Raw genomic sequence first — 19,907 nt, forward strand, 5'->3', positions numbered from 1 at the left:
TTTAGAGTAGGCACGCTCTAAACACTCAAAACCTACACACTCAAAAGAGATAAATTCTCGCCACGTTCACGTTATTGCAAGTTTTTGATGTCATTAGGGCTAAGTTTTAGCTCGCTTTCATCGGTGGGTGTGGACTGTATGACCACCTCTGGCACAAAGCGGATTTGTAATTTGATGACCCTATCATCAAGTGTGTCTTTGGCGAGCTTTTGAATTTGTCTTTCTAATTCAACCGCTTGTGCCTGATTTGGTGTGATGAGCCCTTGAATGACCACCCTTAGCGTGTGGGCTTTTTTCCCTTCATGCGTAAAACTGTGTGATACCAAATAATTGGCTTGATTTTGAATGCTTTTTTCAACCAATGCAATACTTTGGCGTTCAAATTTTTGTTCATTTAAGTTTTTACTAAAATTGACCGTCAAATAACCACCAACGACAATCAAAGCAATCAATACAGCACTGTTTCTTTTTAAAAACAGTCCAATTTGCCCCAATTTGCCCACCTCATCATCATTAAGAATTCTGCGAAACCCTGCAAACCACAGCACCAAAGCGTTGGTAAACTGAATGGCAAGCATGTTGGTCAAGGCCAACAAAAATGCTCCCCAAGCCAATAACAGATGACCAGATGCCAGCAAAATGCCACTGGCTACCAAAGGCGGAACAAGAGCAGTTGCTACCGCCACGCCAACCACCGCCACCGATAGGTTTGGTGACACCATGGCATAAGCTCCTGCCGCACCGCCTGCCAACGCCACCATCAAATCCATGGTCGTCGGCGATGTGCGTGCCAAAATTTCAGCCGTCATGACGTTATCACCATGCAAAAACCCAAGCCCCATGCCAATGACATAAATCACAAACACCCCACCAATGAGTGTGATGAGCGATGTTTTAAGCAATGATAAGCGGGCATCAATAACAGCAAGAGCGGCACTGGTGATGGGCGAGAGCATCATCGCCACAAGCATGGCTCCGATGACCACCGCAGGTGAGTTGGCAAGCAATCCATAACCTGCAATCACCGCTGACAGACCATTCATCATAAAGAAAATTTTGGTTGGCAATGCCCCCGCTTCAATGTTAATACGAACCTCTTTGTGGTCTATGGTTTTTTGGCTGTGCTTTTTGGCGATGAGCATACGGACAATATCAGCTTGTTGTTGCTCTATTTTTTGTGCCTCTTCATCGGCTGCTGGGGCATTATTTTTTAGCTCATCATCTGTTTTTTTATTGGTAGATTGATAACTTATGGGAATGTTTGTCGGTCTGTCTTGTCTAAGATTGTCTGGTTTTGTATCATTTTTTTGTGGATTTGACGCCTCTTTTGATGTCTTTGATGTGATGACTTTGGTGTTATTATCTGTTTGGGCAATGGCATCTTCTTGGTTGTCTTTGTTAGGCGTGTCATGGTTGTCTACTTTTGCTTCTTTGTCTTTGTCATTATTTTTGTCTTTGTCATCACTTTTCTCATTGGCATTATCAGACAATTCATCATGAACCGTTTTGACAATCTTATCAAGCTCAGCATCATCAATGCCTTGTTTTTTAAGCTCTTCAAGTTCGTCTTGACTAAATTCAACGTCATCATTTTGAGTATCTTTATTGTCGCTCATAAAAAACCTTATTTGTTAAAATCGGTTAAAATTGTGATGTCGGTAAGAGACTTTAAAAATAAACTGCCTGCAAAACCCCAATTTTATTGGGTTCATTGGGTTTATCGGTTTTGTAGGAAATTAATAACATGACAAATTAAGCACCATCTAAAATCATGGCATCGCCATAACTAAAAAAACGGTATTGCTCACTGATGGCATGGGCATAAGCATGCTTGATGTTATTTGTACCTGCAAAGGCACAGACAAGCATAAGCAGCGTTGATTTTGGCAAATGAAAATTGGTGATGAGTCTATCTACCACACCAAATTCATAAGGTGGATAGATAAAAATCTGCGTATCACCACAAAATTCGGTAAGCTGTCCATCCACACGGTGCAAATGGGCGGTTTCTAGTGTGCGAGCTACGGTTGTACCCACAGCGATGATTTTTCCGTTTTGTGCTTTTGTGGCGTTGATTTTGTCGGCGGTTGCCTGTGGTAGGTGAGCGTATTCGGCGTGCATGACATGGTCAGATAAATCATCCGCTTTGACAGGGGCGAACGTACCTGCACCAACGTGCAAGGTGATAAATGCCATTTGCACGCCTTTATCGGTAAGTCTTTGCAAGGTGTCATCATCAAAATGTAAACTGGCAGTCGGTGCAGCAACGCTTGCCTGCTTGGCTGGGTCATAAAACACCGTCTGATAACGAGCATCATCGGTGTCATCGGCGGTGCGTTCAAAATAGGGTGGAATGGGCATGTGTCCATGATTCTCCAAATCCGCCAAAATCGGTGCATTAAATTGTAAAATAAATAAATTTTGCACACGCCCGCACATGGTTGCACTCATGTTACCATCAGCCAGACTGACTGTTTGTCCGATTTTTAACGCACGCCCAGAGCGTACATGACAATGGGCGATGTTATGCTCATGGTCAATGATGCGTTCTATTAATACCTCCACCGCACCACCTGTATCTTTAACACCAAATAGACGGGCCCTCATCACTTTGGTATCGTTTAGCACCAGTAAATCGCCTTTATTTAATAACTCTGGCAAATCGGAAAAATGTCGGTCGCCCAATGTATTGCCCTTAACGTGCAACAGGCGGGAGCTTGAACGTACAGCAAGTGGATAGCGAGCAATCAACTCATCGGGCAGATGATAATCAAAATCGGCGGTAAGTAAAGGTGTGTTCATGATATAAGTGCAATAAGATAAAATGGTCTATTTTATCAAAAATTTTATCAAAAAACCCATCAATTTGTTTTATGTTGTTAATGTTCTAAGATACACCTTTTGGCTAAATTGCAAAGTAGACAAAAAAGGCGTATCATATCACCAACCATTATTTTTTGATGACTGTTTTATCATGCTAATGAACATCCAAAACACCGCCCCACGTCCCAAATCACCACACCCCATTTTAAACTTAGGTTTTCGCATATTTTTTGTGGGCTCGGCAGTTTTTGCCATCTTATCTATGTTGCTATGGCTTGCCATCTTACAAGGGTTTGCCCCCTTTAAAGGCACATTCAACCCCTTTTATTGGCACGCCCATGAGATGATTTTTGGCTATGCGTTGGCGGTGATTGCAGGCTTTTTATTAACAGCGGTCAAGACATGGACAGGACAGATGATGCCTTTTGGTTGGCATTTAGGGGCGATATTTGGGGCATGGGCAACCGCTCGCCTGCTGTGGCTTGGATTGCATGCCACATCAAGCTCTGCCATGCTTATTGTGGCTTTTGTGTTTGATTTATTATTTTGGATCATGGTAACATACTCGGTCATCAAGGCGGTGTGGGTCGCTCGCCAAAAACGCCAAATTGGTATCGTTGCCAAACTTACCCTGCTTATGCTTGCCAGCATCGCCTTTTATATCGGTGTGTTTTTGGATAATACCAACGTACAACAAATTGCTCTATATGGAGCATTATATTTGGTTATTGGCGTGGTGTTTACCATCGCAAGACGTGTCTTACCTTTTTTTATCGTCAAAGGGGTCAGCGTGGACAACGATGGCAAACCCAATGGCTTAAATATAGAACAAAAAAATTCGGCACTCTTAGACAGAATGAATTTGATCGGATTTTTTGGTTTTATCGTATTTGATTTGTTTATGAAGTTTCCCACAATCGCTGGCATCTTTGCTTTTATTTGTGTGATTGCCAACATTTGTCGCCTAAAAAACTGGTATCACCCTGCCATTTGGCAAAAACCCCTGCTGTGGTCTTTGGTCATCGCCTTTGGGGGCATGACGGCAAGTTTATTATTGTTTGTTGTATTGCCTTTTATTGAGACAGACGTCAATGTGCATTCGCTCGGCTTGCATGGGCTTGCCCTGTTTGGTGTGGGACTCATGACCGTTGCCATGATGGCTCGGGTGTCGCTTGGACATACTGGGCGAAACATTCATCAGCCCCCAAAGACTGTGAGTGCGATATTTATCCTAATGATACTCTCCGCCCTGTGTCGTGTACTCATGCCAATGCTTGGTGGTGATTATATGATGTGGATACTCATCTCACAAGTGGCGTGGATACTCTGCTTTGGGCTGTTTTGTCTGTCGTACGTGGGCATTTTGGCAAAACAACGCACCGATGGTCTGTTTGGCTGATAAGTCAGTTAAGTTGGTTTTATGATAAATAATGGTAATATGAGTAGCGAGGCAACCATGTTCAATCCTTTTAAAAAGAAAATTCACATCAGCATGAGCGATATTGACAAGCTCTTACAAGATTTTCGTCTGTATGGTCAAGCCTTGCCAGCTTTTATTGATGACAAATCCTTGCATGATGATACGCTAGATATCATCCTAAAAGTGCATAAAAACGCCGACCAAAGTGAACTTGAACAAGTTTATCACAACCTGCGTGCCAAAGCTCATCTTTTGGGTGTGGCAGAGGTGAACTTAAATGTCGTGTTATCCGATAAAGTCGCTCCAACTACCAACACCCCCAATGCGGTACAAATCCACACATCAAAACAAATTCCCACGGACAATCAAGAAAATATCCCTACCAAATCCGCTCCCAAACAAACAGACATCGCTCCCCATCCACGCATTCGCCACATCATCGTGATAGCCAGCGGTAAAGGTGGTGTTGGCAAATCTACCACCACTGTTAATATCGCTCTTGCCTTACAAAAACTTGGCAAAAAAGTCGGTATTTTAGATGCTGACATCTATGGGCCATCCATCCCTGAAATGCTTGGGGTAGCAGGGGTCAAACCTGTCATTGAAAACGACCAATTCGTACCAATAGAAGCTCATGGTATCGCCATGCTCTCAATCGGTAATCTCATTGAAAGCAACAACACCCCTGTGGCGTGGCGTGGAATTAAAGCAACAGGGGCATTAATGCAGCTGTATGGTCAGACCAACTGGCCAGTACTTGACTATCTTGTCATTGACATGCCCCCAGGCACAGGCGACATTCAGCTTACGCTTGCTCAGCGTATTCCTGTTACAGGAGCAATCATTGTTACCACACCCCAGCACATCGCCTTGCTTGATGCCCAAAAAGGCATGGAAATGTTTTTTAAAACTGACATTGCTGTCATTGGCGTGGTTGAAAACATGGCTTTATACACTTGTACAAACTGCGGTCATGTGGATGCCATTTTTGGGGCAGATGGCGGAGCAAATTTGGCGGAAACATACCACGTTCCCCTACTTGGGCAGCTGCCCCTTGCCACAGGCATTCGCACCCAAATGGACAAGGGTAAACCCTCTGTCATGGCAAATGATGAATTTGCGGTGTATTATGAAAATATCGCCAAAAACATTGATGGGCAAATTGGCAAATTTGACAAAGGAGCAAGCGGACGGATTTTTTAAATAACCATAATGACAGATGACTAATGGATGACTAATGACAGATAATTGATTACCACCGCATCACCATGCCGTGCATCATCTGCCATGCCCCCATCATAACAATCACACTGACCAAAATACATAAGGCAAACATGCCCCGATGAGCGTTTTTGTTCAATCTGCAACTCATCACATGGCACAGCCCCAAAACCATCCCCATCATCATACCTCCGATATGCCCTGCCACATCAATGCCTGGTATGGCAAAAGTCATGACAAAGTTAATGCCCATGACAGATGCCAAATTTTTGGTATTTAGTCGCCACTTTTTGTTTAAGTTAAACATGGATAAGGTCAGCAGTAACATGCCCAAACCCATGATGCCGCCTGATGCTCCTGCTGACAGTCCAATCCCTTGCACGCCCTGCTCTTTTATGTGCCTTAGAGTTGTGTAGAGATTTAACAGATTGCCTGCCACCACTGACAGCAAAAATACCGCCAAAAACCGCCACCACCCCAATATTTGCTCACTTGCCATGCCAAAATAATATATGGCAAAGCTGTTAAATAACAAATGAATCACCCCAATATGTAAAAAACCCGCCGTAACCAGTCGCCACGGTTCATCAGTGAGTGTCAATGGCAAAAAATTCGCCCCATAGTCAATCAGCTCTTGCCCTGTCTGCTCATCAATGTTCACACCTTGAATGAGTTGAATGCCCATCACAACCACAAAACTTATGATAAAGAGCAAGGTCATCGGAGCAATTTTAAATAATTGCGTAAAATTCATTATGATACAACCATCAATAAACCCATCAGCACAGCTGACGCACAGCCATAACAAACTGCCAACCGCCCAGCCCTGCCACATCAGTCTGCATGAGTGCATTCACCTCAACCAAGAACTCATCTCTGTGCATCAGCCTTGCCCCCAAACTCATCAAGTGTGCATTTTCAAGTTGGCAGTCTACCAGTGCCACACCTTGCCTTTGGCACAGTTGCATCAGCCCCCAAAATGCCACCTTTGAGCTGTCGGTTGCACGATGAAACATACTCTCGCCACAAAACATCGCACCGATATTTAACCCATACAAACCGCCTATCAAGGCACTTGCCATCGGTTCATCTTGCCATATCTCCACACTGACCGCCACGCCCAGCTCATGTAATTTAGTATACGCCTGTATCATCTCATGTCCTATCCACGTTGCATCGGCATAAGCTCGTGGCTCGCTACATGCTTGTATCACGTCGGTAAAAGCGTGGTTGGTTGTCAATGTCCATGTTGATTGGCGGGCTTTACGAACGAGTGATTTTTTTGGCACAAACTCGCTTGGTGTGAGTACACATCTGGGGTTGGGCGACCACCACGCTATCGGCTCATCATGAAACCACGGAAACACCCCACAGCGATAGGCGTGCAAAAGCGTTGTTACCGACAAATCAGCGCCCACACCCAAACATGCCTCATCAGGAAGTAAGAGCTTCACCCTTTGCCCAAAATCATAAGGGCAGTCATCGGCTAAGGCGTGGATTTGGTGAATGTTTGTCATAAAAAATGTTCATCATAAAAAATGGTGTTTAAAATCTTATATTTTGCGGTCAGTTAATTAGTTTTGACAATCAAAAACCACCCCATCAATCAAGCACTCCAAAGTGCTTTAAATTTTAAAACACACCCCCATTAATGGCAAGTGTTATTTAAAATTTAGATTCAGCCAAGCAGAGAATATTATGTTAAATAAAGATTATCGCCAACGCTTTTTTATTGAGCATTCGCCCGTGCGTGGTGATGTGGTACAACTGTCTGACAGTTTTAGCACTGTTGTTGGTCAAAAAGACTATCCCCCTGCCATCAAAGCGTTATTGGGTGAGATGTTGGTTTCGGCAAGCCTACTGATTGGCACACTCAAAATTGATGGTAAATTATCCATTCAATTACAATCATCAGAGACCAACTCACCCCTACGTTTTGCCATGGCAGAGTGTGATCATTCATTAGGGCAAGGATTTGGGGCAGTGCGTGCGTTGGCAAGTTTTGACAACAGCGATGACAAACAAGCCTTTTGGCAATCACGCCCCACCAGCGATGATGCGTTTGGTGCCATCAAAACAGGCGTGCTATTTATCAGCATTCATCCCAACTTTGGCGAGAGCTATCAAAGCATTGTTGAACGTATCAGCGATAACCTAGGCGAGTGCTTAGCCCACTACCAAAAACAATCCGCCCAAATCCCAACCATCATCAAACTTGCCACTGATGAGACGACAGCGGGCGGATTGCTTGTGCAACTGTTGCCCAGGTCAGATACTGATAAAGAGAACGACCCTGACCTATGGGATAGGCTAAGCATGCTAACTGGCACCCTAAAAGCGGATGAGCTGACCGAACTGCCTGCCGATGAAATCCTATATCGCCTATATCACGAAGAAGATGTGGTACTGCCCGAATCAGTCCCACTTAGCTTTGCTTGTACTTGCTCGTCTGAAAAAAGCCAAGGGGCAATTTTACAACTGGGTTACGATGAAGCTTTGGAAGTTGTGGATGCCCATGGCGGTACACTGGTGCTAGATTGTGGTTTTTGTGGTAGACAATACCGCTTTGATAAGAACAGCATCAAAAGACTGTTTGGCTGATGCCATCAATCTAGTAGCTTAAAAAAATGCTCACGATAATGACGCAACTCACGAATGGAGTCTCGAATATCATCCAATGCCACATGCGTACCGTCTTTTTGGTAGCCATGGACGATATCAGGTCGCCAACGATAGCACAACTCTTTGATGCTAGACACATCTAGGTTACGATAATGAAAAAACGCTTCCAATTTGGGCATTTGTCTTGCCAAAAAACGCCTGTCTTGACAGATAGAATTACCACACATTGGGGAGATGCCCTCATCTGCCCATTTTGACAAAAATTCAATGGTCGCTTGCTCGGCATCTGCCAATGTTACCGTACTACGGCGGACACGGTCGGTTAAACCTGATTCTCGGTGCTGGCGAGTACACCACTCGTCCATGGCATTTAGTGCTGTATCAGGAACTTTGATGGCAAATACAGGACCTTCGGCAAGAATGTTCAGGTCATCATCGGTAACAATGGTTGCAATCTCAATAATCTCATCTGTTTGGGTATCAAGCCCTGTCATTTCTAGGTCAATCCAGATGAGTGCTTTTTTGGGTTTTTGGGTAGGCTTGGGGTGTGTGATATGAATTTTGGACATGAGTGTTTCCATCATAATTGAATGATTTTTAAGAGGGTAATTACCAATAAAAGCAATAAAAGGGCAATATAAAAAGATAAAAATGGGACAACCGCCCCACTCTCATCTACTTTATTAGCCAAAATAAACATCAGCTAAATCGCTTGGGGGTCTCGTCATACACATGAGCATGATATTGTCGCATTTGACGTTCCATAACCGTGGCTATGGCTGCTGAAATCATGCTTTGACCGATGCTGTGGATATGCTCTGCCCCAACCATTTGCTTGACCTTATCAGAAAAAGCAATGCTCACCAGTATCTCATCAGTTCCCACTTCTTGGAGCACCAGTGAACCATTTTCTGTCTCAATAAATTCCAAAATGGCTTCTTTGGCACCAAAACGTGGTCTGCCCCGCTCATCTGTGGCTGACTCATCGCCCTGCTGTGCATGAGCTTCTTCACTGATGTCTGCCTTAACCGCTTTTTTGCGGGTGTGTTTTGGCTTGGCAGTTTGATTGTCGGTTTGGCTTTTGGCTTGATTGTCAGTATCTTCGGTGTTTTTGGCTTGACTGGTTCTGGTTTTTTTTGGCTTGTTTTGGTCTGATTTGGCTTTTGCTTTTGTGGTGCTTGGTTGGTTTTGAGTGTCGCTTACTGCTTGATTATTATCAATGTCATTATCTGCTTGCACATCAAGAACAGCAGTCGCTGGGTCAGTTTTTTTATGAGTGCATTTGGGTCTGTTTTGCTTGGTGTTTTGTGTAGATACAGACGTATTATCTGTCGTCATGCCCTGCTCTGTCTGTTTGTCGGATTGTTTTACCATAATATTGCCTACTATTAGCGTGCTTTTGGTGTGCTTTTTATCACTGATATGAATCAGCATTATTATGGTGATTATTTTGCCAAATTTCAAGTTATTGCCAGTGATTTTACTTCTTTTTCATCGCACACACCAAAGATGGGCATGAGAATGTAAACAGGCACGCTCCTTATTTTATAAATAAATATAATAACCATTATTATTTACAAATGTAATTTTTTAAGATAAAATGGCTCATTTGTTGTCATTTTGTATGTATTCTTACAGTCTGAAACAAATTTGGTAATCACCAAAATCATTCATTTTTATAAGTACCACGCCATGTGCCAATACAATTTTCCCAACAACTTGCCCAAAAACTCATTGCTCGCCCTACTCATCCCTGCCATAATGTGCCACGCCATACAGGCACATGCCAATGACAACGAACTCAAAGTTCATCTTGGTCATGAGACGATTACCGTCAGTGGCACGCCCCAAAAAGAGGTTGGTGAACAGACCACAACACGCCGTGAACTTAATGAGCAAATGGTACAAAATAACCATGATTTGGTGCGTTATAATACCGAGGTGGATGTAGCAGAGGTGGGGCGTTATGGTAATAAAGGCTTTGCCATTCGTGGTGTGGATGGCAACCGCATCAACATGAACATTGATGGGGTGGCATTGCCTGAGGTGGAGGTCAATGAAATTTTCTCCCCTTATGGCTATCAATACGAAGGACGATTTAATCCCGATTTGGAGATGATGGGGCGTGTTCGCATCATGGCAGGTTCTGACAGTCTGCTTTTGGGTTCAGGAGCGGTTGGTGGTTCGGTATCCTATCATACCAAAGAGCCTATCGGTTTGGTCAAAACAGGTAACTTTGGCGGTTATGCCAAAGTAGGTTATGCCAACAAAAACGAAGAATGGCTATCGGCATTTGGTCTGGCGGGGGTCTATGACAAAACAGAATTTTTGTTAAATTACGCTCATCGCACAGGGCATGAACTAAAAAATCATGACATGAAAGGTCATGACAGCTCACAGCTAGACCCCATGTATTTATTTCCAAAAGAGTACATGCCTGACAGCTTAAAAGCCTATAAACACAATGGCAGCACATCAAGCTTAATATACCCAGATGCACTTGACTACAAAACCAACAGCGTATTGGCAAAATTTTATCGCCATCTAAGCGATGAACATCGTGTGGGCATATATGGCATGTTTCAAGAACGCAAAAACCACATGAACATTGACAGCAAAAACATCACAAATGGCTCTCGTTTGGGTGGTGGTATTAGACGAGCTCATGATATTGAAAAATTAGAGAGCTATGGCATAAACCATCGCTACACACCAAACAACAGTCAGTGGTTGGACAAGTTACACCTAAATTATGCTCATAATAAGGCTTTTGGGCTGGCACATACCTGGATATACAACAGAGAAATTGACAATGAAACCGTATCATCATCAATCCTAAACAATAGAGAATACCGCCCCACAAAAACGATCACAGACCAGCTTGAACTTAGCACAGACTTTTTACCCATCTCACTGCATAAGTTTGGAGAGCATCGTTTTACCTTGAATGCAACTTACAAAAAACAAGACTACACCAGCACCGCCGTGGACAAACAAGAAAAACATGGACAATATCTAAAATACGCATTCGCTGATGCCAAAAAAGACATTCATAGCATGAGCCTAACAGACAGCATTCATTTTCACGAACGCTTAAAAGCCATGATTGGCGTGCGTTATGATAATTATAAATATTCACCCTACTTTCAAAATGCCGATGAACACAAATCCAATACCGACTCTTGTACCAATACCTTAGGGCGAGACTGGCTAAATAACAGCTTATATTGCAACACCTATCGCAAACAGGCAGGGCTAACATCAGACGACTTGTCTGCTTTTGCCCATTGGCGTGACGGTGAGGAGAAGCTCAAAAAATGGCGAGATGATAATTATGAAAAATACACAGGGCTACAAAAGAGCAAATTTGACCACATCACCTTCGGTGGTGCTATTGATTATCAAGCAATTCCTAGCAAACTAACCACTCGCTATAAGATTGGCACAGGTTTTTTGGCACCCACCGTTACTCAAATTTATAGCAATTATTCATTTAATGGGGCAAGTCAAGTTCCCAACTACAATCTAAAACCTGAAAAATCACTCAATCAAGAATTAGAATTAGATTGGAAAGTAAATGGCGACATCAACTTAACCATGGCCGGTTATCTGACCCAATATGATGATTTCATTCATACACGCTATTGGCAAGGAAGTAGAGACAACCCCAATAGCAAAGGCTGTACGGTAGGCACTTGCCTGCAATCTGTCAACTTAGATCAGGCCAGGGTTTATGGCATCAAGTTTGGGATTAACGCCGATCTGTCTGACAAACTGCACACCAATGGTAGGCTTGATGTATTTGCCAACTTTCATACTGCCAAAGACAGTGCAACCATTGACACCGATAAAAATGGCAAAATGAAAATCAACACCCTAGCCGCCGTTCCAACATCCTTACTGCTGGGCTCAACATATACATCAGCCAATGACAAATGGTCATTAGGCACTCGCATCAACTGGATACAACGCAAAAAACCAAATGCCGTTAAAAATTTAGAGATCGGAGAAAATGCAACCACAACCCATGGCTGTCCCCAAGACATCATAAATTATTATGGACATTGCCCACCCTATTTTGCCGGCAACGTAACCAAATATGACTATTATGAGTATGTGGGAAGTTATGACCAAATCCATCGCAGTAAATCTGTCATCTTATTTGACATGTTCGGCTCTAAAAAATTCGGTAAAAACAATGATTGGACTTTAAATGCAGGTATCTATAACATCACCAATGAAAAATACATTCCTTGGCAAACATTACGACAATTTGCCACCACCAGTGTCAATAGCATGGTAGACAAAGAAGGTCATGGCTTTAACCGCTACACTGCCCCAGGTCGTAACTATGCCCTATCGTTGACATATGAATTTTAAACCACCAATACCGAAAAAGTCCATCTGATGATGGGCTTTTTTATTTGGTCATCAATTGCCAAATAAAATATTATGGCAACTTTAAATTAAGATATGTTATAATATATCCATAAATCTTTAAACTTGTCACAAATCCAGTGAGACATCAATGCAAAACGTAACTGACGCACACATCAGTTACGTTTATTTACAAGAGAGTTGTCATGACCACTTATAAACATCTGTCTTTGACAGTTTTATTACTTTTAAACCATGCAGCCATGGCCGATGAGACCACAGCTAATAAGACCATGGTACAAATACCAAAGATACAAATACCAAACAGCAATGCCATGCCAACTGTGCAACTGGCACATGAGACCATTGTTGTTGATGGGGATGATTTTCAAAGTCCACTCTTAAACAACCAAAGCGTTACCAACATATTCATCAAACAGGAAGCACTACAACAACGAGCAACCACCCTAGGCGATGCTTTGGCAGGTGAGCTTGGCGTTCATTCTAACCATTTTGGGGGCGGTGCCTCAGCCCCCATCATTCGTGGACAAGAAGGAAAACGCCTGAAAATCCTACAAAACGGCTCAGAGGTTGTGGACATGTCTGGGTTATCGCCAGACCATGCCATAGCCGTGGATACCACACTGGCAAAACAGGTGGAGATTGTGCGAGGCTCTGGTGCATTGTTGTACGCCTCTGGCAACTCAGCAGGTGTGGTCAATGTCGTTGATGACAAAATACCCAGCAAATTGCCCAGCAAATTACAAGGTGATGTGGCGGTGCGTCTTAGCAGTGCCAACCGTGAAAAATTAATCACCGCCAGTGCCGAAGCCCCACTGGGAGAACATGTGGCGGTGCGTGTTGCAGGGCTGTCCAAACAAGCAGCAGACTATAAAACACCACGCTTTGACCGCCATGTCTTTAACGAAGAATCTGAATACGATGACACTCAGCCAGAATTCATCTATAAAGACACCTTAAAGCATCTGCCAGACAGCCATGCCAAATCAAACGCAGGAACGCTTGGCGTATCATGGGTTGGCAATCAAGGCTTTTTGGGGGCATCGGTGAGCTTACGCCGAGACAAATATGGCTTGCCCAACCATTCACATGAATATGAAGAATGTAGCGTGCATGGCATTTCTCAGTCCGCCTTACAATACAAGCCATATTTGCGTTTGTATCCTTTTTTGATGGAAAATGATGACTTAGAGTTTGACAATGCAGGACTTGAATGCCATACACATGATGACCATGCTCATGACCACGACCACGAGCATGGCAAACCGTGGATTGATTTGAAAATGAAGCGTTATGATGTGCAAGGGCAAATCAATGCACCGTTTGCTGGCATTGATAAAATCCGAGCCAGCATGGGCAAAGCGGATTATCATCATGATGAGATAGATGGGGGTGAGAAGACCAGCTTTTTTGACAATCAAGCCAATGTGTGGCGTCTAGAAGCCTCACATACCCCCATTCATACGCCGATGGGTAAGTTTAGCGGGGTGTTTGGGGTCGGTTATCTCACCTCAAAAAACAGCGGACTTGTGCCACCTCGTTATGAAGATGGCAATAAACAAGACACCCAAAACATCTTGCACAACAATAAAACCAAGACAGGCAGTGTGTTTTGGTTTGAAGAATACAAGCCCAATGACAAGCTGACAGTTGACGCCGCCGCTCGCATTGAGAAACAAACCATCACCATGGATTATGACAAAGACGCCATTTATCAGAGCTTAAACTTAGGCTTAGCAACCGCTCATGAACCAGACATACGCTTTAAACGATTGCTTGACAGCGGTACTCTAAACCCCCAAAAACAAACCGCACGCTCTTATGCTGTTGGGACGCATTTACAATTAACGCCCAAACATAAATTATCGCTGAATCTGTCGCATCAAGAACGCCTGCCAAATGCTCAGGAATTGTATGCTCACGGCATGCACCTTGCCACCAACTCTTTTGAAATTGGTAACCGCTTTTTAAACAAAGAAAAATCCAACAACATTGATTTGGGGCTGACATTTCAAGGTGATAAATGGGATTACCGTCTTGGTGGCTATCATTATGATTTTGATAACTATGTGTTTTTACAAACATTGTCGCAGTACAAGCAAGGTTTGCGTGGCATGCGTCATGATAAAGACTTAAAAACCGCACGCTATGAACAAGCAGCGGCGAAATTTTATGGATTTGATGCCAACATCGGTTATCAGATTAATGATGTGTATCATGTGGCGTTATTTGGTGATTATATTCGTGGCAAACTCACCAATTTGCCTGACAAACAAGGCAGAACCGATGCGTATGGCAACCGTCCTCTCATCAAACAGCCAGACAGCCATACGCCAAGACTGCCACCAAAACGCCTTGGCATGAAATTAACCGCCAATGTTAATGCAAATTGGTCAGGGTCTTTGGAATATCGCCATACCTTTAAACAAGATAAATTGGCGAATTTTGAACGCCCAACCCCCGCTCATAATTTGGTGAATTTAGGGCTTAACTATCAGCACAAGCCAAGCCATCAAGCAGGCTCGGTTCAGGTGTTTTTTAATGCCAACAATCTATTAAACGATAAAGTCTTTGCTCACGAGACATTTTTCCCAGACATGCCACAGATGGGGCGAAACTTTATGCTCGGGGCAAATTTCAAATTTTGACAAATCATAAAATCCAAATCAAAAACCATCGTGGCAAACCATATTCTCGATGGTTTTTTGATGGCAAATCAAAGATGGTCAAAGCCCAATTTGGCATGCTGTTTGCTCGCCATATTTTTAGCCATATTTTTAGCCATATTTTTAGCCATATTTTTAAAAAACTGCAATAAAAAACTTGACATCTTATCATACTGCTGTATAATGAGCGACCAATTGGGGACGTGGCGAAATTGGTAGACGCACTGGATTTAGGTTCCAGCGGGGCGACCTGTGAGAGTTCGAGTCTCTCCGTCCCCACCATGTTTTAACTCAATCGTGAATGCGGTTGAGTTTTTTTGTGTGTAAATTTATTTCATTTGTCCTTATAAAACAATAAATGCACGCCATCCATATCATGAAAGGGGCATCATGACAACCACGCTCTTTGATACTCTGCCCAAATCTACCTTGACAGGCAAACCTGTTTTGCACTTCGTTCATGCCAATGGCTTTCCCGCCCAAGTCTATACATCATTGTTTGAGCATTGGGAGAGGGTATTTAGCATTGAGTATATTAAACTCTTTGGCATGCATCCTGATTATCCGCCAGATAATCACTGGCAAAAACTGACCCATCAGGTACTAGACAACATTCATCAGACCTGCCAAAAACACAGTGTGCCACATGTTGTTGCTGTGGGGCATTCTGTGGGGGCAGTAACGACCATGCAGGCATGCGAAAAAGACCCTACGCACATCAGTCAGCTCATCGCCCTTGACCCATCTTTACTCATGGGCAAAATGAGCCTAATTTACCAGCTCTCCAAAATCATGGATGACGCCCTATGCCCCTTAACAGGGTCTCAACATTATTTTGTTGATAAAATCTCGCCTGCCAGTAAATCCAAATACCGCAAAGACACTTTTGACAGCAGACAGAACGCCCACGACAGCCTACGCCAAAAGGGATTATTTAGAGCCTTTGACAGGCGTGCCTTTGATGACTACATCAGACACGGACTGACCGCCAAAGACGACAAATTCACACTCGCCATCAACAAGGGGGTTGAGATTGGCATTTTTCGCACCATACCATCTTTATACTGGGCTAAATCTCTGACCATCTACCGCCCTACCACGCTCATCGCTGGTAAGGACAGTTATTTTACCCACATAGGTTCATATCAAGCCATTCATGACAATTGGGGCATCCCCATCATCTATGTGGACGGCTCACACATGTTTCCCTTAGAAAAGCCAGACAGCACCGCCCATCTTGTGCTAGACATCATCACCAAACAAATAAAGACTTGCTAAAATGCCCCATCTTAACCGAACTTACCCACAGATGACACAGATAACCAAACAATCACATCAATCTGTGATTAAATTTTCGCCACTGGGTCTGGTAGGACTGTGTTTATTTTGCCTATTTGGCATGTTTGCCCTGCAAATCATTGGCACATACATCGGTTCACTGGCTTATTATGAACAAGCACAAAATCTAGATATCGCCACACTCATCACACTCGGTTCAAATAACGGCGTGGTGGTCGCCATTTCGGTTGTCATCACTGCCCTAGCCTTTACGCTGTTTGCCGTAGGTTTGGTGCTATTTAAAAGCAAAACGGCACGCCACGGCACGCCCCATCAGCCCCCATCAGCTCATCACTGGGGGGCTGTTTGGCAGTTTTTCGGGATAAAGGCGATGGGCGTTCGGGGCTTTGTCGTCAGTCTCATAGGCATGATAGCATTTATGGCGGTAAGTGAGATTATCTTGACCGCCTTGGATAGCTCGCCCATGGATTTTTTGGATGGGCTTATCACAGATGAGTCCCTGCCCCTGCTCATATTCGCCATCGTGGTGGTCGCCCCCATCTACGAAGAGCTGGTGTTTCGGGGGTTGATATTTGGCGGACTGCTTCATCGTCATCGTACCGAGCAAACCCCCATCCGTCTGGTCGGTTTTAGCATCGCCAAATCCACACTCACGGCAAGCCTCATAAGCAGTCTGCTCTTTACACTCGTTCATCTACAATACGACCTGCTTGGCATGATGATCATCTTTGCCATGGCGTTGCTGTTTTGCTATATCCGTGTCAAATACGGACTGGTCATGGCAATACTCATGCACATGGTCAATAATGGCATGGCGATGGCGGTGTATTTGGCAAGCTGACTCAAAAATTATTTGCATTATTATAAAAGTCTGTTATAGTTCCCAATTTCATAGAAAAATACGCAAAACAGTCCTAAGGATGAACGTTTAAGACCTAAAAACATTCATCATCTTTGGCGTATTGCACATACCGCCCATCCGTGCGATGGTACAGGCGGATTTGGTCAATCCAAATTGGCTGGTTGAGATTGTGCTAACAGCGGACATCTAGCTTTGCCCCATCACTTGCAACCCTGCCAATGCCACAACCCCCGCCGTCTCGGTGCGAAGCACACGCTCGCCTATCGTCCATGACAAAAAGCCATGCTTGTGGCACATCTCTATCTCATCATCGGACAGTCCACCCTCTGCACCTACCAATATGCTGATTGTGGATGGTAGGGGAGTTTTGGGGATGTAGCGGTGTGTGTCATCTGATAGGCTCATGACGATTTTTAACTCATCAGTACAAACACCCAAGGCATCTGTGAGTGTTATGGGGGGCAAAATGGTGGGAATGATGTTTAATCCACACTGCTCGCAGGCAGAAATGGCGATTTTTTGCCAATGAATGAGCTTTTTGTGATCACGCTCATACCGCAGTCGTTCGGAGCGTTCGGTTGTGATGAGTTGTATGACAGATACACCCATTTCACACGCCTTTTGAACGGTATAATCCATACGTTCGCCTTTACTCATCGCCTGAATCAAGGTAACACGATAAGGCAGAGTGCGATTGGCAGGGTTAAATTCATCTATATGTACGCTTGCTGATTTTTTATCAATGTGGTTAAGCGTGGCAATATATTCTCCCCCCTGCCCATTAAACAATGTGGCAGTATCGCCAATATCTGCTCGCAATACTTTTGTCCAATGATGGTAAACATCATCAGGTAGGATGATCGTATCATGCACGGCTAATGGCATATCTACAAAAAAACGCATGAAATCGCCTTTTGGGTGTTTGGATAATTTCTTATCAAGCAGTCTATATCAAGCCAATTTAAAAAATCATGATATTTCCAAATCACTTTTTCAAATCACTTTTTAAGCCCTTTGCCTTATCCTGTTTAAACAAACTTGACAAATCAGGTTTTTCTTTACCAACGGTAACGATGATAAATTCATCAGGGCGGATATAGGTATTTAGCGATTGATTGACCGCCTCTGGGGTTGCTCTGTCCAATCGCACCAAATAATCAGTGATATGACTGTCAGGCAAATTGTCATAGTTTAGTTCAGATGCTTTGTTGTGAATGGCGGTATTGGTGGCAAGGCTCATGGGATAGGCGTATTTACGACTGGTGCGTTCTAGGTTAAACTCACTGTCTTTTATACCATTTTTTCTTGTGTTTTCAATGACTTGTAAGGTTTTGATGATTGCCTCTTTTGCTTTGTCCGATTGGGTAGAAAAGCTGATACGATAATAGCCACGCTCATCAAAGACATTCATAGCACCTGTGATGCCATAGGTGTAGCCGTGCTTGTCTCGAATCTCTTTCATAAGATGGGCATTAAAATCACCCCCTGCCAGCACGCTGTTGGCAAGGCTAAAATTGGTGCGGTTTTGTAGCTCCACAGGATCTTTGGTCTCTTTTTCGCCCATGTGTCCGATATAGACGTGCGTTTGGATGCTGTCATAGGGGATATGGACGTGCTGTGGCTTGGGGGCGATAGGCGTGGGCAAGTCGGTGGCTCTCTCGCCTTGGGGCAAGGCATTTATCAGGCGTTTGGCGATGGTGCGTGCGTCATCGGCACTGATGTCGCCTGTGATGGCGATGTGGGCGTTGCCTTTGGTTAAGTATTTGTTTTTATAGGCGATTAGGTCATCTCGGCTAATGCTCGCCACGCTCTGTTGTGTGCCATGTGTGGATATGGCATAAGGATGCGTGCCATACATGGTTTTTAAAAACTCAACACTCGCCACATGAGCGGGGTCTTGTTTGGCACGTTCAAAACCGATGTCCGCTTGGGCTTGGTTGCGTTTTAGGATAGTTTCATCAAAACGGGGGTTTTGTATCATGTCGGCAAACAAATCAAGGGCAGGATACAGCTCTTTGTCGTCCGACAAACTTCTAAACGCATAAACAAACGTGTCTCGGTAGGCAGTCGCCCCAAATACCACGCCCAGCAGTTCGGCTTTTTCGGCAAATGTGTTCTCGTCTAGGTGGGTTGTGCCTTGGGTCATCATGGTGGCGGTCATGCCAGCAATGCCATAGCCCCCTTGTCGTATGGTATCATCTTTGGCAGAACCGCCCTTAAAGGTCAAGCTAATGTCCAAAATCGGTAGTTCATCAATGGGTGTAAAAATCACAGACACGCCGTCCACGTCAAACCGCTCCATGTGGGGTATTTTTAAATCAAGAGGTTTATCGTCATTTAGACTGTCAAGCACAGGCAAAGGCTCATCACTTGGGACAACAGGGGCATGATGATGACCGTCTGCCCATGTGGTTTGGCTGATAAATAACAATGCTAAGGCGATGGGGCTGAGTTTTTGCATGGTAATTCCTGATAACTGGGTTGGAATTTTAAAAATGAGTTAAATGTAAAATGATTTTATGCGTTTATCGTTTATCGTCGTCATCAAATGTTAGCACCGTTCCAAAAAAAAATCTACCCAAACCTACCCCATAGG

15 protein-coding genes and 1 tRNA gene are annotated in these 19,907 nt (G+C 43.9%); 8 read left to right on the plus strand and 8 right to left on the minus strand.

The window, feature by feature from the left end; genetic code table 11:
• Positions 1-71 precede the first annotated feature (71 nt).
• Together A7456_RS09125 and queA are read right to left on the minus strand one after the other, a co-directional pair.
• Positions 72-1,616 (minus strand): DUF389 domain-containing protein, encoded by a 1,545-nt coding sequence (locus tag A7456_RS09125; RefSeq protein WP_227713242.1) that lies wholly within the window; start codon positions 1,614-1,616, stop codon positions 72-74.
• 136 nt (positions 1,617-1,752) lie between these two features.
• On the minus strand, positions 1,753-2,802 hold the full coding sequence (queA, locus tag A7456_RS09130) for a tRNA preQ1(34) S-adenosylmethionine ribosyltransferase-isomerase QueA (RefSeq protein ID WP_067009758.1): 1,050 nt from the start codon (positions 2,800-2,802) through the stop codon (positions 1,753-1,755).
• Between the two features lie 172 nt (positions 2,803-2,974).
• Here queA and A7456_RS09135 point away from each other — a divergent pair, with 172 nt between their 5' ends.
• Together A7456_RS09135 and A7456_RS09140 are read left to right on the plus strand one after the other, a co-directional pair.
• Positions 2,975-4,222, plus strand: coding sequence for an NnrS family protein (locus A7456_RS09135; protein ID WP_067010021.1), 1,248 nt, complete (start codon positions 2,975-2,977; stop codon positions 4,220-4,222).
• Positions 4,223-4,279: 57 nt separating this feature from the next.
• Positions 4,280-5,446 carry an Mrp/NBP35 family ATP-binding protein gene (locus tag A7456_RS09140; RefSeq protein WP_067010023.1) on the plus strand — a complete coding sequence of 389 codons (1,167 nt, stop codon included), beginning with the start codon at positions 4,280-4,282 and terminating at the stop codon, positions 5,444-5,446.
• A gap of 49 nt (positions 5,447-5,495) precedes the next feature.
• Here the strand turns inward: A7456_RS09140 and A7456_RS09145 are convergent, their stop codons facing one another.
• Positions 5,496-6,218: a rhomboid family intramembrane serine protease gene (locus tag A7456_RS09145; RefSeq protein WP_067009760.1), complete on the minus strand. Its 723-nt coding sequence runs from the start codon at positions 6,216-6,218 to the stop codon at positions 5,496-5,498.
• A 25-nt stretch (positions 6,219-6,243) separates the two neighbouring features.
• Positions 6,244-6,981, minus strand: a complete 738-nt coding sequence (aat, locus tag A7456_RS09150; protein ID WP_067009763.1) for a leucyl/phenylalanyl-tRNA--protein transferase — start codon at positions 6,979-6,981, stop codon at positions 6,244-6,246.
• Positions 6,982-7,162: 181 nt separating this feature from the next.
• On the opposite strand from aat, the gene hslO reads away from it, so the two are divergent.
• Entirely contained in the window at positions 7,163-8,065 is a 903-nt protein-coding gene (hslO, locus tag A7456_RS09155; RefSeq protein ID WP_067009766.1) for an Hsp33 family molecular chaperone HslO, read from the plus strand.
• Between the two features lie 5 nt (positions 8,066-8,070).
• Here the strand turns inward: hslO and orn are convergent, their stop codons facing one another.
• Positions 8,071-8,655, minus strand: a complete 585-nt coding sequence (gene orn, locus A7456_RS09160) for an oligoribonuclease (protein WP_066888007.1) — start codon at positions 8,653-8,655, stop codon at positions 8,071-8,073.
• A gap of 130 nt (positions 8,656-8,785) precedes the next feature.
• Positions 8,786-9,460 (minus strand): hypothetical protein, encoded by a 675-nt coding sequence (locus A7456_RS11220; protein WP_145916109.1) that lies wholly within the window; start codon positions 9,458-9,460, stop codon positions 8,786-8,788.
• Between the two features lie 318 nt (positions 9,461-9,778).
• Here A7456_RS11220 and A7456_RS09170 point away from each other — a divergent pair, with 318 nt between their 5' ends.
• The 5 genes from A7456_RS09170 to A7456_RS09190 all read left to right on the plus strand — a co-directional run bounded on the left by A7456_RS09170 (position 9,779) and on the right by A7456_RS09190 (position 17,290).
• Complete coding sequence (locus A7456_RS09170) at positions 9,779-12,466, plus strand: TonB-dependent hemoglobin/transferrin/lactoferrin family receptor (protein WP_067009769.1); 2,688 nt, start codon at positions 9,779-9,781, stop codon at positions 12,464-12,466.
• A 203-nt stretch (positions 12,467-12,669) separates the two neighbouring features.
• Positions 12,670-15,132 carry a TonB-dependent receptor gene (locus A7456_RS09175; protein WP_227713243.1) on the plus strand — a complete coding sequence of 821 codons (2,463 nt, stop codon included), beginning with the start codon at positions 12,670-12,672 and terminating at the stop codon, positions 15,130-15,132.
• Positions 15,133-15,347: 215 nt separating this feature from the next.
• Positions 15,348-15,432: transfer RNA gene (locus A7456_RS09180), tRNA-Leu, on the plus strand.
• 108 nt (positions 15,433-15,540) lie between these two features.
• On the plus strand, positions 15,541-16,428 hold the full coding sequence (locus tag A7456_RS09185; RefSeq protein WP_067009772.1) for an alpha/beta fold hydrolase: 888 nt from the start codon (positions 15,541-15,543) through the stop codon (positions 16,426-16,428).
• A 1-nt stretch (position 16,429) separates the two neighbouring features.
• Positions 16,430-17,290, plus strand: a complete 861-nt coding sequence (locus A7456_RS09190; RefSeq protein WP_067009775.1) for a CPBP family intramembrane glutamic endopeptidase — start codon at positions 16,430-16,432, stop codon at positions 17,288-17,290.
• 207 nt (positions 17,291-17,497) lie between these two features.
• Here A7456_RS09190 and A7456_RS09195 read toward each other — a convergent pair whose 3' ends face one another.
• Both A7456_RS09195 and A7456_RS09200 read right to left on the minus strand, forming a co-directional pair.
• Positions 17,498-18,214 (minus strand): 16S rRNA (uracil(1498)-N(3))-methyltransferase, encoded by a 717-nt coding sequence (locus tag A7456_RS09195; RefSeq protein WP_067009778.1) that lies wholly within the window; start codon positions 18,212-18,214, stop codon positions 17,498-17,500.
• An 82-nt stretch (positions 18,215-18,296) separates the two neighbouring features.
• On the minus strand, positions 18,297-19,772 hold the full coding sequence (locus A7456_RS09200; RefSeq protein ID WP_067009781.1) for a M16 family metallopeptidase: 1,476 nt from the start codon (positions 19,770-19,772) through the stop codon (positions 18,297-18,299).
• Positions 19,773-19,907: the final 135 nt, after the last annotated feature.

The organism is Moraxella nonliquefaciens, from assembly GCF_001679005.1.
Lineage (GTDB): Bacteria > Pseudomonadota > Gammaproteobacteria > Pseudomonadales > Moraxellaceae > Moraxella > Moraxella nonliquefaciens.

Bases quoted from the DNA above. Each gene is read 5' to 3' on its own strand.
- A7456_RS09125 (WP_227713242.1), bottom strand. From the start codon at position 1,616: ATGAGCGACAATAAAGATACTCAAAATGATGACGTTGAATTTAGTCAA.
- queA (WP_067009758.1), bottom strand. From the start codon at position 2,802: ATGAACACACCTTTACTTACCGCCGATTTTGATTATCATCTGCCCGAT.
- A7456_RS09135 (WP_067010021.1), top strand. From the start codon at position 2,975: ATGCTAATGAACATCCAAAACACCGCCCCACGTCCCAAATCACCACAC.
- A7456_RS09140 (WP_067010023.1), top strand. From the start codon at position 4,280: ATGTTCAATCCTTTTAAAAAGAAAATTCACATCAGCATGAGCGATATT.
- A7456_RS09145 (WP_067009760.1), bottom strand. From the start codon at position 6,218: ATGAATTTTACGCAATTATTTAAAATTGCTCCGATGACCTTGCTCTTT.
- aat (WP_067009763.1), bottom strand. From the start codon at position 6,981: ATGACAAACATTCACCAAATCCACGCCTTAGCCGATGACTGCCCTTAT.
- hslO (WP_067009766.1), top strand. From the start codon at position 7,163: ATGTTAAATAAAGATTATCGCCAACGCTTTTTTATTGAGCATTCGCCC.
- orn (WP_066888007.1), bottom strand. From the start codon at position 8,655: ATGTCCAAAATTCATATCACACACCCCAAGCCTACCCAAAAACCCAAA.
- A7456_RS11220 (WP_145916109.1), bottom strand. From the start codon at position 9,460: ATGGTAAAACAATCCGACAAACAGACAGAGCAGGGCATGACGACAGAT.
- A7456_RS09170 (WP_067009769.1), top strand. From the start codon at position 9,779: ATGTGCCAATACAATTTTCCCAACAACTTGCCCAAAAACTCATTGCTC.
- A7456_RS09175 (WP_227713243.1), top strand. From the start codon at position 12,670: ATGACCACTTATAAACATCTGTCTTTGACAGTTTTATTACTTTTAAAC.
- A7456_RS09185 (WP_067009772.1), top strand. From the start codon at position 15,541: ATGACAACCACGCTCTTTGATACTCTGCCCAAATCTACCTTGACAGGC.
- A7456_RS09190 (WP_067009775.1), top strand. From the start codon at position 16,430: ATGCCCCATCTTAACCGAACTTACCCACAGATGACACAGATAACCAAA.
- A7456_RS09195 (WP_067009778.1), bottom strand. From the start codon at position 18,214: ATGCGTTTTTTTGTAGATATGCCATTAGCCGTGCATGATACGATCATC.
- A7456_RS09200 (WP_067009781.1), bottom strand. From the start codon at position 19,772: ATGCAAAAACTCAGCCCCATCGCCTTAGCATTGTTATTTATCAGCCAA.